Source organism: Eubacterium sp. AF22-8LB (assembly GCF_003458715.1).
Lineage (GTDB): Bacteria > Bacillota_I > Bacilli_A > Erysipelotrichales > Erysipelotrichaceae > Holdemanella.
The window spans coordinates 1-413 of record NZ_QRVI01000062.1 but is presented as its reverse complement, the minus strand read 5'-3'; the positions used below and the strand labels follow the sequence as shown (position 1 = coordinate 413).

The 413-nt window shown below is 33.9% G+C and carries 2 pseudogenes; both read right to left on the bottom strand.

Annotated features, from left to right (window positions below):
• Window positions 1-203: pseudogene (locus DWY01_RS11835) on the bottom strand (IS3 family transposase); the annotation flags it as partial.
• A gap of 27 nt (window positions 204-230) precedes the next feature.
• Window positions 231-410 (bottom strand): annotated as a pseudogene (locus DWY01_RS12050) (IS3 family transposase); the annotation flags it as partial.
• Window positions 411-413: the final 3 nt, after the last annotated feature.

Sequence of the window (413 nt, the reverse complement as noted above, 5' to 3'; positions counted from 1 at the left end):
GAATATAGATCCATTACACTTGTAAGATATACAAATCCTTCCAAGGTGAATATATACGTTATATCTGTACACCATGCCTCATTTGGCTTGCTTGGTGAAAAGTCTCTTTTTAATACGTTATGTAGCTTTGTTGAAAAATCACTATCAAAGGTTGTTTTTACATATGGTTTAATGTAACAGGCCTTGATACCCATTTCTCGCATATATACGCCTACTGTTCTTTCCGATATTTTTTCACCTTGCTTTTGCATCTCTTTCGCTATCTTTGGTGCACCATAAATTTGATGATTATCGTCATATATAGTTCGAATTGCTTGAATCCTATTTTTCTTTGATATAGATTGCTTGCTTGGCTTTCGATGCAGATAATTGTAATATCCTGATTTTGACAAATGTAGCTTACTTAGCACTCC